10 protein-coding genes are annotated in these 12,946 nt (G+C 71.7%); 7 read left to right on the top strand and 3 right to left on the bottom strand.

Features of this window, described 5'->3' with window-relative positions; translation table 11 throughout:
• Nucleotides 1-27: 27 nt before the first annotated feature.
• From MDN94_RS37820 to MDN94_RS37810, 3 genes are read left to right on the top strand one after another with little or no spacing between them, the layout of a single operon-like run.
• Nucleotides 28-1,371: a discoidin domain-containing protein gene (locus tag MDN94_RS37820; RefSeq protein ID WP_482730298.1), complete on the top strand. Its 1,344-nt coding sequence runs from the start codon at nucleotides 28-30 to the stop codon at nucleotides 1,369-1,371.
• Between the two features lie 2 nt (nucleotides 1,372-1,373).
• On the top strand, nucleotides 1,374-2,639 hold the full coding sequence (locus MDN94_RS37815; RefSeq protein WP_482730297.1) for an MFS transporter: 1,266 nt from the start codon (nucleotides 1,374-1,376) through the stop codon (nucleotides 2,637-2,639).
• Entirely contained in the window at nucleotides 2,636-3,658 is a 1,023-nt protein-coding gene (locus MDN94_RS37810; RefSeq protein WP_482730296.1) for a TolB family protein, read from the top strand. Before MDN94_RS37815 ends, MDN94_RS37810 begins: the two co-directional genes overlap by 4 nt.
• A 79-nt stretch (nucleotides 3,659-3,737) precedes the next feature.
• Here MDN94_RS37810 and MDN94_RS37805 read toward each other — a convergent pair whose 3' ends face one another.
• The 3 genes from MDN94_RS37805 to MDN94_RS37795 form a co-directional block, all read right to left on the bottom strand.
• Entirely contained in the window at nucleotides 3,738-5,018 is a 1,281-nt protein-coding gene (locus MDN94_RS37805; protein ID WP_482730295.1) for an MFS transporter, read from the bottom strand.
• A gap of 85 nt (nucleotides 5,019-5,103) precedes the next feature.
• Complete coding sequence (locus tag MDN94_RS37800; RefSeq protein ID WP_482730294.1) at nucleotides 5,104-5,634, bottom strand: methylated-DNA--[protein]-cysteine S-methyltransferase; 531 nt, start codon at nucleotides 5,632-5,634, stop codon at nucleotides 5,104-5,106.
• A gap of 79 nt (nucleotides 5,635-5,713) precedes the next feature.
• A complete protein-coding gene (locus tag MDN94_RS37795) occupies nucleotides 5,714-6,595 on the bottom strand; it encodes a glycerophosphodiester phosphodiesterase (RefSeq protein WP_482730293.1) in 882 nt (293 codons plus the stop codon).
• Between the two features lie 292 nt (nucleotides 6,596-6,887).
• Here MDN94_RS37795 and MDN94_RS37790 point away from each other — a divergent pair, with 292 nt between their 5' ends.
• From MDN94_RS37790 to MDN94_RS37775, 4 genes are all read left to right on the top strand, one after another.
• On the top strand, nucleotides 6,888-7,754 hold the full coding sequence (locus tag MDN94_RS37790; RefSeq protein WP_482730292.1) for an MHYT domain-containing protein: 867 nt from the start codon (nucleotides 6,888-6,890) through the stop codon (nucleotides 7,752-7,754).
• A gap of 60 nt (nucleotides 7,755-7,814) precedes the next feature.
• Entirely contained in the window at nucleotides 7,815-9,935 is a 2,121-nt protein-coding gene (gene uvrB, locus MDN94_RS37785) for an excinuclease ABC subunit UvrB (protein WP_482730291.1), read from the top strand.
• Between the two features lie 154 nt (nucleotides 9,936-10,089).
• Nucleotides 10,090-10,668, top strand: a complete 579-nt coding sequence (locus tag MDN94_RS37780) for a TerD family protein (RefSeq protein WP_005318943.1) — start codon at nucleotides 10,090-10,092, stop codon at nucleotides 10,666-10,668.
• A 102-nt stretch (nucleotides 10,669-10,770) separates the two neighbouring features.
• The gene (locus tag MDN94_RS37775) at nucleotides 10,771-12,717 is read left to right on the top strand and encodes a TerD family protein (protein WP_482730290.1); all 1,947 of its coding nucleotides are present in this window, start codon (nucleotides 10,771-10,773) and stop codon (nucleotides 12,715-12,717) included.
• The last annotated feature ends 229 nt before the right edge of the window (nucleotides 12,718-12,946 follow it).

Raw genomic sequence — 12,946 nt, 5'->3', positions numbered from 1 at the left:
TCGCCGTCCCCGTCCAGGGAGCCAGGTATGCGCCTGACCGCCTCCACCCCACCCCGCCGGACCGCGGTACTCGCCCTCTCCGCCGTACTGCTGCTGATCGCCGCCGTCCTCATCGCCCGTCCCGGACGTGCCGATGCCGCCGGCACCGCCGCCGCGGACTCCCTCATCTCGCGCGGCGGGACCGCCACCGCCTCGTCCCTCGAAGGCTCCGCGTTCGCCGCCTCCAACGCCTTCGACGGGAACGCGGGAACCCGCTGGGCCTCCGCCGAGGGCCGCGACCCCCAGTGGATCAGCGTCGACCTCGGCGGCGCCGCCACCGTCTCGCGGGTCACGCTCGACTGGGAGGTCGCCCACGCCCGGCAGTACCGCATCGAGATGTCCGCCGACGGCGCCGCCTGGACGCCCATCGCCACCGAGACCGCGGGTGACGGCGGCAGGGACGAGTTCACCGGCCTCGCCGGCAAGGGCCGCTATCTGCGCGTCTACGGCACCGCACGCGGCACCCAGTACGGCTACTCGCTCTGGGAGGTCGACGTCTACGGCACGGTCGACGGCGGCGAACCGCCGACCGGCGCGTTCACCGTCGTCGCGGCGGGCGACATCGCTGCCCAGTGCACCGTGTCGTCGAGCTCCTGCGCCCACCCGAGGACCGCCGCCAGGGCCCAGCAGATCAACCCGAAGTTCTATCTGACGATGGGCGACAACCAGTACGACGACGCCCGTCTCTCCGACTTCCGCAACTACTACGACAAGACCTGGGGCGCCTTCAAGGCGAAGACCCGGCCGGTACCCGGCAATCACGAGTCGTACGACCCGGCGGGCGAGTTCGTGGGCTACAAGCAGTACTTCGGCGCCATCGCCTACCCGCAGGGCAAGCCCTACTACAGCTACGACGAGGGCAACTGGCACTTCGTCGCCCTCGACTCCAACACTTTCGACGACCCGGCCCAGATCAGCTGGCTCAAGGACGATCTCGCCCGCAACGGCAAGCAGTGCGTCGCCGCCTACTGGCACCATCCGCTCTTCAGCTCCGGCGGACACGGCAACGACCCCGTCGGCAGGCCCGTCTGGGACATCCTGTACCGGGCCAAGGCCGATCTCGTCCTCGGCGGCCACGACCACCACTACGAGCGCTTCGCGCCGCAGGACCCGGCCGGCCGGGCCACCGCCGACGGCATCGTCCAGATCGTCGGCGGTACGGGCGGCGCCGAGCCCTACGCGATCGAGGAGGTCCAGCCCAACAGCCAGAAGCGCATCAGCGGCCCGTACGGCGTGCTGAAACTGGACTTCACCCACACGACGTACCGCTGGAGCTACGTGGCCTCCGACGGCGCCGTCAAGGACACCAGCCCCACCTACGCCTGCCACTGACGATGTATCTGGCCACCACCGGCCGGCCTGACACGCCGCCCGCACCGGGATCACAACCCGGGGCGGCGCGGCGGGTCCCCGGCACCGTGATCGCGCTCGGAGCAGTCAGCCTCGTCACCGACATCTCCTCCGAGATGGTCACCGCCGTGCTGCCGCTCTACTTCGTCCTCGGACTGGGCCTGTCGCCCCTTCAGTTCGGCTTCCTCGACGGGATGTTCAACGGCGTGACCGCCCTGGTGCGGCTCGCCGGCGGCCACGCCGCCGACCGGGGCGGCCGGCACAAACGCGTCGCCGGGGCCGGCTACGCGCTCTCCGCCTTCTCCCGGCTCGGGCTGCTGCTCGCGGGCGGCGCGACCGGAGGCATCGCGGCCGCGCTGGCCGCCGACCGGATCGGCAAGGGCATCAGGACGGCCCCCCGCGACGCGATGATCACACTCAGCGGTCCGCCCGAGTCGCTGGGCCGGGCCTTCGGCGTCCACCGCGCCATGGACACGACGGGAGCGCTGCTCGGCCCGCTCGCCGCATTCGGTCTGCTGTGGGCGACCGCGGACGCCTACGACGCTGTGTTCGTCGTCAGCTTCTGCATCGGGCTGCTGGGCGTGGTGCTGCTGGTCCTACTGGTACCGGGGCACTTCATCCCGCCCGCACCCGGCCCGGCGCGCCCCGCCGGCGCCCGCCGTTCGGTTCTCGAGCCGCTGAGAAGCCCGGCCTTCCGCCGCATACTCGCCGCCGCGGCGCTGCTCGGCGCGGCGACCATCGGCGACGCGTTCGTCTACTTGCTGCTGCAACGCAGGCTTGACGTGGGCGTGGTCTGGTTCCCCCTGCTCCCGCTCGGCGCCGCGGCCGTCTACCTGCTGCTCGCCGTCCCGGCCGGCCGCCTCGCCGACCGCGTGGGCCGGCGGGTCCCGTTCCTGTGCGGGCACGGCGCCCTGCTCGCCGTCTACCTGCTGCTGCTCACGCCGATCAACGGCACGGCCGTGCTCACCCTCGTCCTGGTTCTCGTCGGCGCCTTCTACGCGACCACCGACGGCGTGCTCATGGCGCTCGCCGGACCCCTGCTGCCCGCCGCCCGGCGGGCGAGCGGCCTGGCGCTGCTCCAGACCGGGCAGGCGGTGGCCCGGCTGGTCGCCGCCGCCGCGTTCGGCGCGGCGTGGACGTTGTGGGGCCCGAGGCCCGCGCTCGCCGCGGCCGCGGCCGCGATGCTCACCGCCCTGGTACTCGCCCGGGCCGCTCTGCCCCGTACGGAACAGGAAAGGCAGTCGCCATGAAGCCACCCTCGTCCCCCTCCACGGCCGGTTCCCGCCGGCGGATCGGCGCGCTCGTGCTCGCCACGGTGGTGCTCGCGGGCGTCGCCGTCGGATACACGGTGAACGCCTCCGGTCGCGGCGACCGGCCGGCCGCCGCGGAGGACACCTTCGAACTCGCCGGCCCCCGACTGTATTTCCGCAGCACTCAGGAAGGGGACGGCCGCGTGGCCCACCGGCCCGCGGCGGAGCAGGAACCGGACGCGCCCCGCACGACCGGCGGCCCTTCCTGCGACCGCTTCCACGCCGCGGGCGGCACCGCCCTGTGTCTCCAGCGCCGTCCGGGCGTGCCGCCCCGCGCCCACGCGGTCGTCCTCGACCGCCGGCTGCGCGAGACCCGCCGCATCACGCTGCCCGGAATCCCCGACCGGGCACGGGTGTCGGCGTCCGGACGCATGCTGTCGTGGACGATGTTCGCCGTGGGGGACTCGTACGCAGGCTCGTCCTTCTCCACGCGCACCTCCATCCTCGACCTGCGCACCGGTTACCTGATCAAGAACATGGAACAGATCCCCCTCACCGTCGACGGCCGCCGCTACCACGCGCCGGACGTCAACTACTGGGGCGTCACCTTCGCCCGCGACGACAACCGCTTCTACGCGACCGTCTCGTCCAAGGGACGCGCCCATCTCGTGGAGGGCGACATGCGCACCTGGTCGGCGCGGGCGCTGCGCGAGAACGTCGAATGCCCCTCGCTGTCACCGGACAACGGGCGGATCGCCTTCAAGAAGAGGACCGGCGGCGGCGACCGGGCCCGGCCGTGGCGACTCCACGTCCTCGACCTGGCGACCATGCGCGAGCATCCCCTGGCGGAGACCCGCGGCGTGGACGACCAGGCTGCGTGGCTCGACGACGGCACGATCGCCTACGCGCTGCCGCGCAAGGACGGCCGGGGCACCGACGTCTGGACGGTCCCCGCCGACGGCACGGGCCGGCCCCGTCTCCATGTGGCACGGGCATCCTCACCGACGCCGGTGCGGTGACGGGCGCGGGGCAGCTCGAGCCCGTCCGGGGCCCTCCCGCCGCCAGGGGCGGGCCGGCCGGCATACAGCCGCCACGCCCCTACGCCCGGGCGAACGCCCTGTGCACCGCCAGTCCGGCCATCGGCAGCAACAGCACCACGCCCACCACGTTCAGCCACCCGTACCCCGCCTGCGCCACCACCAGGCCCGCCGCCGCGCCGCCCACGCCGGCCGCCGTGTTCATCGCCAGGTCGGACAGGCCCTGGACCGCCGCCCTTGTGGGCTGCGGGACGGACTCGGTGAGCAGCGTGGAACCGGAGACGAGTCCCGCCGACCAGCCGAGGCCCAGCAGGAACAGCCCCACGGCGGTCTGCCCGTGGTTGCCGCCGGCGGTTCCGGCGAGCACCGCGGCCGCGCACAGCAGGCCCGCCGCCAGCCCGATCACCGCGAGCCGTCCGACGCGGTCGGCGAGCCGGCCCATCACCGGGGAGAAGGCGTACATGCCCGCGATGTGGCCGCTGATCACCAGGCCTATCAGCTCGATGCCGGCCCCGTGGTGGCCGAGCGCGACCGGGGTCATCGACATGATCGACACCATGGCGGTGTGCGATACGGCCACGGTCACCAGCGCCAGCCGCGCCATGGGGGACTCGCGCACGGCGAGCAGCCCCGCCTTCAGCGACCGGCCTTCCGGGGAGCGGTCGGCCGGGGACATCGCCCGTGCCGTGAGCAGCGGGTCGGGCCGCAGGAGGACGAGCACGAGGACGGCGGCGACGAGGAACACCCCGGCCGCCCAGAGGAACGGCCCCGCGGCAGGCGGGATGCCGAGGCCCGACACGCTCCGGCCGGCCGGTGAGGCGATGTTGGGTCCGAGCACCGCTCCGATCGTCGTCGCCCATACGACGGTGGAGATGGCACGGCCGCGCCGCTCGGGCTCCGCCAGGTCGGCGGCGGCGAACCGGGCCTGCAGATTGGCTGACGACGCGGCTCCGAAGCCCGCCATCCCGACCAGCAGGAGCGGGAAGTGGCCGAGGACCGCGGCGACCACGACCACTCCCGCACCGAGCGCGCCGATGAGGTAGGCCAGCACCAGTCCGGGCCGCCGGCCCCGCGCGGTCATCAGGGCGGCCAGCGGCACGGAAAGGAGCGCGGTGCCGGCGACGGTGGCGGTCGGGGCGAGCCCGGCCAGGGCCTCGGTGCCGCTGACCTCGTGGGCGAGCACCGTGGCCAGTGCGATACCGGTGGCGACCCCGAGCCCGCCGAGGATCTGGCTGGCGATCAGCACAGCGTTGATGCGCCTGCGTATCGCGGGCAGTTCCTCCGCCGCCAGGGCGGTCTTGGCAGATTCGGGTATGTCAGGAGCGTCGGACGGTATGGTCACCGGCGCAGTGTCTCAGAAGGGATCGCGGGGGCGGGCCTGCCCGTGAGATCCGGGAAGCAGCCCCTGTCAGGGGCCCTCCGCCTCCTCAGAACAGCGGCTGCGGCAGCACACCCTCTAGGGCCAGCAGCTGCCGTTTGGTCTCCAGCCCCCCGCCGAAGCCCCCGAGCCCGCCGTCCGTCTCGACCACCCGGTGGCACGGCACGACGACCGGCAGCGGATTGGAGCCCATCGCCGCGCCCACCGCCTGTGCCGCGCCCGGCTGGCCGACGCGGGCCGCGAGCTCCCCGTATCCCACGACCGCGCCGTAACCCACGCCGGCCAGCAGTTCCCGCAGCACCTGCCGGTTGAAGCCGGACGAGAGAGACCAGTCCAGTGGCAGGTCGAACGTGCGCAGCGTGCCGGCGAAATAGGCCTGGAGCTGGCGTATCGCCTCGGTGAGCCGGCCCGCCGGGTCCTCGACGGGCTCGGCCCCCAGCCGGTCCGCCAACTGCGCGGTCACCCGGTCCCGTACCGCCGGCCCGGCGTGGAAGGCAACGCTCACCAGGCCCTCGTCGGTCGCGGCGAGGAGCAGTGGGCCGATGTCCGTGCCGGTCACGGCCCACTCGAAGGTCTTCATGCCGACCACCGTACGGCGGGCCACTGACAGTCGGCCCTGGACGGCCGGCCGTACGGTCACGGATGGCCGGCGGCGTCGGTCAGCCGATGGCGTCCCGCACGATGTCGGGGTTGTTGGTGATGATTCCGTCCACGCCGAAGCCGGCCACGCGCGTGGCGGCCGCGGCATTGTTCACGGTCCAGGTGTTGACCCGCAGCCGCTTGCCGTGCGCGCCCTTGAGAGCGTGCACCGCGGCGACGTACTCGGCGCTGAGGGAGGCGTGCGGGGGGTTGATCTGGTCGGTGAACGCCGCGTACGAGGGCAGGTCGGGGACCGCCGGGGTGCCGAGGAAGCCGGTCGTGATGTCGGGGCGCTGCTGGTGCACCGCCCTGACGCTGTCCACGCCGAAGCTCTGGATGACGAGCCTGCTTCGCACGTGGCTCCGGTCGAGCCAGCCCTCTTGGCGCAACACGCGCAGGGTGTCCCTCTCGATGCCGGGGTAGAGCTCCGGCTTCTTGATCTCCAGGAGCAGCTTCTGGTTGTTCTCGTCCACGCGTTCGAGGTACTGCTTCAGTGTCGGCACCCGGGCGCCCGCCCACTCGGCGCCGCGCCAGCTGCCCGCGTCCAGGGTGGCGATCTCCGCGGCGGTGAAGTCCTTCACCTTCCACGGCGCGCGGTCGGGGAAGCGCTGCTCCACGTCGGTGGTCCTCGCGAGTGTGTCGTCGTGCATGACGACGAGCTCCCCGTCCTCGGTGCGCTGGACGTCGTTCTCCACCCAGGCGAAGCCCATCTCGTCGGCGAGGTCGATCGCCGCGAGGGTGTTCTCCGGTGCGTAGGCGGACGCGCCGCGGTGAGCGATCACCTGCGGAGTGTCCTCATGGCCGACGGCGGACTGCTCGGTTGCTGCCGCGGTGCCGGGCAGCACCAGCGCGGTGAGTCCCAGAGTCGTGGCGGCCAGTACAGCGACGGGGCGTGCGTACATGGATTCTTCCTCACGTCGTCGGATCCCGGACGGGCCGAGAGTGGCAGCTCCGGGCCAATGAGGCACAGGCGAAGTATGGCCACAAGGTGAACGGGTCCGCCCCCGGGCGGTCTTGGGCATGCGGCCGAGTGGGCGGACGCGGTGCCCGGGTCGACAAATCTCTGTGAAGACGTCTGCCCGTACTTCCATGGGCGGTTCCGGGAGCCGTACGCTCGCCCAGAACCAGACGTTCCATCCAAGATCGCGGGGATCGTAGGGCGCCGGGGATCGCACGGGACGAAGGGTGCACGGGATGCAGGGCACGGTGGACGGTTTCGGCTACGGCCTCGTCACCCCGGTGGCGGCCTACCTCATGGCATGCCTCGGAGGAGCACTGGGACTGCGCTGCACCACGAGGTCCGTACGCGGGGAGGGCTCGTTCCGGCCGGGCTGGCTGGCGCTCGGCGCGACGGCGATCGGCTCGGGCGTCTGGAGCATGCATTTCATCGCGATGATGGGCTTCACCGTCGAAGAAGCCCCGATCGGCTACGACAAGGTGACGACCTTCGCCAGCCTTGCCGTGGGAATCGTGATGGCCGGCATCGGGATCTTCATCGTCGGCCACCGCGGCGCGACCCGGATGTCCCTCGTCACCGGCGGGACGATCACCGGACTGGGGGTGGCCTCCATGCACTACCTGGGCATGAACGGCATACGACTGCCGGGACGCATCGAGTACGACACCCTCACGGTCGCCCTGTCCGTCGTGATCGCCGTCGTCGCGGCCACCGCGGCGCTCTGGGCAGCGGTGGCCGTCCACGGCTTCATGGTCAGCCTGGGCGCCAGCCTGCTCATGGGCCTCGCCGTGAGCGGAATGCACTACACCGGGATGGCCGCCGTGAACGTCCATGTCCACGAAGCGGTGGACGCCGCGGTCGCCGGCGACCCGCCGGCCGAACTTCTCGCACCGATGCTCGTCGGTCCCGCCTTGTTCCTGCTGATCGCCGGCATCGCGGTCCTGTTCGACCCGCTGCTCGTGACCGGCGGGCCCGACCGGCCCGGGCGCGGCGACGGCAGGGCGCTGCGCCCCGACCTGGCCGCGCCGAGGATCCGGCGGCCCCTCGCCCGGGCCTCCGGACGGGGGGCCGGGCGGGACCCCTGGGGAGCGGACCGCCGCTGAGGCGGGCGGTCCGCCACCGTTCTCGTCCCGACTGTCAGTGGGTGGTCGTACGGTTGTTGCATGCGGCCCGTTTCCAAGATCGAACGTACGGTGGCGCCCTTCGAGGTCGTCAGCCACTTCCAGCCCAGCGGCGACCAGCCGACGGCCATCGCCGAGCTGGAGCGACGCATCCGTGCCGGTGAGGAGGATGTCGTCCTGCTCGGAGCGACGGGCACGGGCAAATCGGCGACCACTGCCTGGATGATCGAGAAGCTCCAGCGACCCACCCTGGTCATGGCACCCAACAAGACCCTGGCCGCCCAGTTGGCGAACGAGTTCCGCGAGCTCCTGCCGAACAACGCGGTGGAGTACTTCGTCTCGTACTACGACTACTACCAGCCCGAGGCGTACGTCCCGCAGTCGGACACCTACATCGAGAAGGACTCCTCGATCAACGAGGAGGTCGAGCGGCTTCGCCACTCGGCGACCAATTCCCTCCTCACCCGGCGCGACGTCGTCGTCGTCGCCTCCGTCTCCTGCATCTACGGCCTCGGCACCCCGCAGGAGTACGTGGACCGGATGGTGCAGCTGAACGTCGGCGACGAGATCGACCGCGACCAGCTGCTGCGCCGCTTCGTCGACATCCAGTACACCCGCAACGACCTGGCTTTCCAGCGCGGCACCTTCCGGGTGCGCGGCGACACCATCGAGATCTTCCCCGTCTACGAGGAGCTCGCTGTCCGGATCGAGATGTTCGGCGACGAGATCGAGGCGCTGTCCACGCTGCACCCGCTCACCGGCGAGATCCTCAGCGAGGACCGGTCGCTCTACGTGTTCCCCGCCAGCCACTACGTGGCGGGTCCCGAGCGTATGGAGAAGGCGGTCAACGGCATCGAGGCGGAGCTTGAACAGCGACTCGCCGAGCTCGACAAGCAGGGCAAGCTGCTGGAGTCCCAGCGGCTGCGCATGCGGACCACGTACGACATCGAGATGATGCGCCAGATCGGCTCCTGCTCCGGCATCGAGAACTACTCGATGCACTTCGACGACCGCGAGCCCGGGTCCCCGCCGAACACCCTCCTCGACTACTTCCCCGAGGATTTTCTCCTCGTCATCGACGAGTCGCATGTCACGGTCCCGCAGATCGGCGCGATGTACGAGGGCGACGCATCCCGTAAGCGCACACTCGTCGACCACGGCTTCCGGCTGCCGTCCGCCCTCGACAACCGCCCGCTGAAGTGGGAGGAGTTCACCGAGCGAATCGGCCAGACCGTGTATCTGTCGGCGACACCGGGCACCTACGAACTGTCCCGCGGCGACGGCTTCGTGGAGCAGATCATCCGCCCCACCGGGCTCATCGACCCGCAGGTCGTCGTCAAGCCCACCGAGGGCCAGATCGACGACCTCGTGCACGAGATCCGCGAGCGCACGGAGAAGGACGAGCGCGTCCTGGTCACCACACTCACCAAGAAGATGGCCGAGGACCTCACCGACTACTTCCTCGAGCTCGGCATCCAGGTCCGCTATCTGCACAGCGACGTCGACACGCTGCGCCGCGTCGAGCTGCTGCGGGAGCTGCGCTCCGGCGAGTACGACGTCCTGGTAGGCATCAACCTCCTGCGTGAGGGTCTCGACCTGCCGGAGGTGTCGCTGGTCGCGATCCTCGACGCCGACAAGGAGGGCTTCCTGCGCTCCGGCACCTCCCTGATCCAGACCATCGGCCGCGCGGCGCGCAACGTCTCCGGCCAGGTCCATATGTACGCGGACAAGATCACGCCGGCGATGGAGAAGGCCATCGAGGAGACCAACCGCCGCCGCGAGAAGCAGATCGCGTACAACACGGAGAAGGGCATCGACCCGCAGCCGCTCCGCAAGAAGATCAACGACATCGTCGCGACGATCGCACGCGAGGAGATCGACACCGAGGAACTGCTGGGCACCGGCTACCGCCAGGCGAAGGCCGAAAAGCCGGGCAAGGCCGCCAAGGCGCCGGTCCCGTCGCTCGGTGCCGGAGCGGGCCGCAAGGGCGACATCCTCACGGACCGCCCCGCGGCCGAACTGGCAGGGATCATCGAAGAGATGACGGACCGGATGCGCGCGGCCGCCGCGGAGCTGCAGTTCGAGATCGCCGCCCGACTGCGCGACGAGGTGGGCGAGTTGAAGAAGGAGCTGCGTCAGATGAAGGAGGCCGGGCTCGCCTGAGCCCGGTGGGCGGAATGTGACGGGCGCACACACCTGGTGTGTTGCAAGACCGACACAAAAACGGGCGACCGCGCCGCGCTGTCGGTGCGACTGCGTAGGGTGCTTGAACAACCGCACACATGGGCGGTGGCAATTCGCGAGAAGGGGACAGCGCGTGACGGTCAACATGACCAAGGGCCAGGCCATCAGCCTGCAGAAGAGTGACGGGGGCACCCTCACGGCGGTGCGGATGGGCCTCGGCTGGCAGGCAGCGCCCCGCCGCGGTCTGTTCGGCTCGCGCACCCGGGAGGTCGACCTGGACGCCTCCGCGGTGCTGTTCGCCGACAAGCAGCCGGTGGACGTGGTCTTCTTCCGCCACCTCGTCAGCGACGACGGCTCCGTCAAGCACACCGGTGACAACCTGGTCGGCGGCGCCGGTTCCGGCGGTGACGACGAGGCGATCCTCGTCGACCTGCAGCGCGTCCCGGTGCACATCGACCAGATCGTCTTCACGGTGAACTCGTTCACCGGCCAGACGTTCCAGGAGGTGCAGAACGCCTTCTGCCGCATCGTCGACGAGACCAACGGCCAGGAGCTGGCCCGGTACACCCTCGACGGCGGTGGCCAGTACACCGCGCAGATCATGGCGAAGGTGCACCGCGCCGGCGCCGGCTGGCAGATGACGGCACTCGGCAACCCGGCCAACGGCCGTACGTTCCAGGACCTGATGCCCGCGATCCTGCCGCACCTGTAGGAACCGGCGGCATTCACAGTCGGACCGCAGCTCCCGGAGGCCCGGCCGCCGGGAGCTGCCCGCGTACCAACCGCAACAGCAGCGCACCGAGGGGACAGAGCGATGACGGCCGAGCTGGTCCGGGGGCAGAACCACCCCTTGCCCGACAGCCGACTTGAGATCCGCGTGTCGGCCGGACATCCGGTCGTCGCCTGCGCCACCTGCTCCGACGAGCGGGGGACCGCGCGCGAGGAGTGGGTGGCCCGTCCCGGCGCCACGGGCCTGCCCGGTGTCGAGGTGCCGGAACGCGCCGAGCGGTCCCCGCGGTTCGCCGTCGACCTGGACGCGGTGCCCGCGGAGGTGCACCAGGTCAACGTGCTGCTCGCGCTCCCCGCGGGCACCGGTGGCCCCGACCGCTTCGGCGTCACCGCCGCGCCCTTCGTGGCGGTCATGGCCAAGGACGGCTCCGAGCTGGCCAGTTTCACCATCACCGGCCTGGACACCGAGACCGCGCTCGTCGCCGTCGAGCTGTACCGCCGTCAGGGTGCGTGGAAGGTCCGCGCGGTGGGCCAGGGATACGCGGGCGGGCTCGCCCAACTGCTGGCGGACCAGGGCATGGCCCAGGCCGACCGGGCGGCGGCGGCCATACAGGAGACCGCCGCGCCACGCGCGCACCGCGCGGAGCCGGCCCGCCTGCACACAGCCACCGACGCCGCGGGAGCGGCGTCCGGCCCTGACCAGCCGTCGCCCGCGGACGCCACGCTCACCGGCGGCCTCAGCGCCCCCCAGCCCGCCGCCGACTCCGCTCCACCGCAGACACCCACGCCGGACGCCCCGCAGATGCCCGGCGGGCCCATCAACTACGCCCATCCGCGCAGGCAGTCGGCGCCGCCCCCGCCGGCACCCGCGGCCCGGCCCGGGGAGCCCGGCCGGCCGGCCGCCCCGGTTGCGGGCGACGCGAGCGGCTGGTCCATGGAGGAGCGGCTCTACAACCAGGTCTGGGGCATGTTCGAGGACCTCGCCCGGACCGTCGCGGCGTACCGCAGCGCCGTCGAGTTCGCCGAGTCCCGGATGGACAAGGAGCTCGACAGCGTCCTGTCCGACCCGCGCAGCCGCATCGGCAGCACCGGGGACGCCGCGAGGGCCGCCGCACGGGCCAAGTGCGAGCAGTTGACCGACCAGGCCCGCCAGGTCCTCGACCGCGACCTCGCCCAGCTGGTCGCGGAGTCCGAGGTGGTCGAGCCCGCGCTGCCGCCCGCGTTCGCCCGCTGGGACAACCCCTGCTGGCACGCCTACCGCGTCCCCATGGAGATTCCGATGGCGCTGCGCCTCGGCGATCTCCATCTGCCGGAGAGCCCCGAGCTGCGGATCCCGTGCCTGGTGCGGCTGCCGCTGGAGCGCGGCCTGTGGGTGGACAGCGGCCGCTCGAGCTCGGACGCCGCGATGGCGCTGGACGAGGCGCAGCTGCGTCGGCTCGCGCTCGACTCGGCGGTCGCGCTCGCGGCCCGGCTGCTCGCCGTGTACCCGCCCGGCGAGTTCACCGTCCATGCCCTCGACCCGGCCGGCTCGGCCGCCGCCTCACTGGCGCCGCTGGTCGACTCCGGGGTCCTCGCCGGTCCGCCGGCCGCGGGCGCTCAGGGCGTGAGCGCCGTGCTCGCAAAACTCACCGAGCGGGTCGACCTGGTGACGATGGCGGTGCGGGGCGGGGCGGCCGACTCGCTCCCCCCTGGCCTCGACACCGGCGAGCAGTTGCTGATCGTCAACGACTTCCCGCACGGCTTCGACGACCGGGCGGTCACCCAGCTCCGTTATCTGGCCGATGAGGGCCCGGCCGTCGGCGTCCATCTGATGATGGTCGCGGACCGGGAGGACGCCACGGCCTACGGTCCGGTCCTCGATCCGCTGTGGCGCTCGCTGCTGCGCGTCACACCGGTCCCCGACGACCACCTCGCCGACCCGTGGGTGCGGCACGCGTGGACGTACGAGCCGCTGATGGTGCCGGAGGGCAGTGACGTGCTGCGGCAGGTGCTGACCCGCGTGACGGAGGCCCGCAGGTCCTGGAACCGCTGACCGTGCGGCGGACTGCGCCACCGACCTGGTGACTTGACCCCCCCTTTACCTCCGCCTTTACCTTTCCTTGGTCTTTCGTGTACGGTTCTTTACGCGGAGGGGAGTACTCCCGACTCGCGGCGTGCCCGTCAATACGGACCGACAGAGAGGTCCCGGGGCGCCGGCCCGTGGCGCACGGCCCGGGTGGAGGAGACCTCCGGCAGCGACGACGCTGATCAAGTAGCCGTAC

It is taken from the genome of Streptomyces sp. WAC00040, from assembly GCF_056835925.1.
This window is presented reverse-complemented; position numbering and strand designations above follow the sequence as displayed.

What these genes read in the sequence shown, in the direction of transcription:
- MDN94_RS37795 (WP_482730293.1), bottom strand. Translation starts at nt 6,595, where the DNA reads ATGTACGCACGCCCCGTCGCTGTACTGGCCGCCACGACTCTGGGACTC.
- MDN94_RS37775 (WP_482730290.1), top strand. Translation starts at nt 10,771, where the DNA reads ATGACGGCCGAGCTGGTCCGGGGGCAGAACCACCCCTTGCCCGACAGC.
- MDN94_RS37790 (WP_482730292.1), top strand. Translation starts at nt 6,888, where the DNA reads ATGCAGGGCACGGTGGACGGTTTCGGCTACGGCCTCGTCACCCCGGTG.
- uvrB (WP_482730291.1), top strand. Translation starts at nt 7,815, where the DNA reads ATGCGGCCCGTTTCCAAGATCGAACGTACGGTGGCGCCCTTCGAGGTC.
- MDN94_RS37810 (WP_482730296.1), top strand. Translation starts at nt 2,636, where the DNA reads ATGAAGCCACCCTCGTCCCCCTCCACGGCCGGTTCCCGCCGGCGGATC.
- MDN94_RS37800 (WP_482730294.1), bottom strand. Translation starts at nt 5,634, where the DNA reads ATGAAGACCTTCGAGTGGGCCGTGACCGGCACGGACATCGGCCCACTG.
- MDN94_RS37815 (WP_482730297.1), top strand. Translation starts at nt 1,374, where the DNA reads ATGTATCTGGCCACCACCGGCCGGCCTGACACGCCGCCCGCACCGGGA.
- MDN94_RS37820 (WP_482730298.1), top strand. Translation starts at nt 28, where the DNA reads ATGCGCCTGACCGCCTCCACCCCACCCCGCCGGACCGCGGTACTCGCC.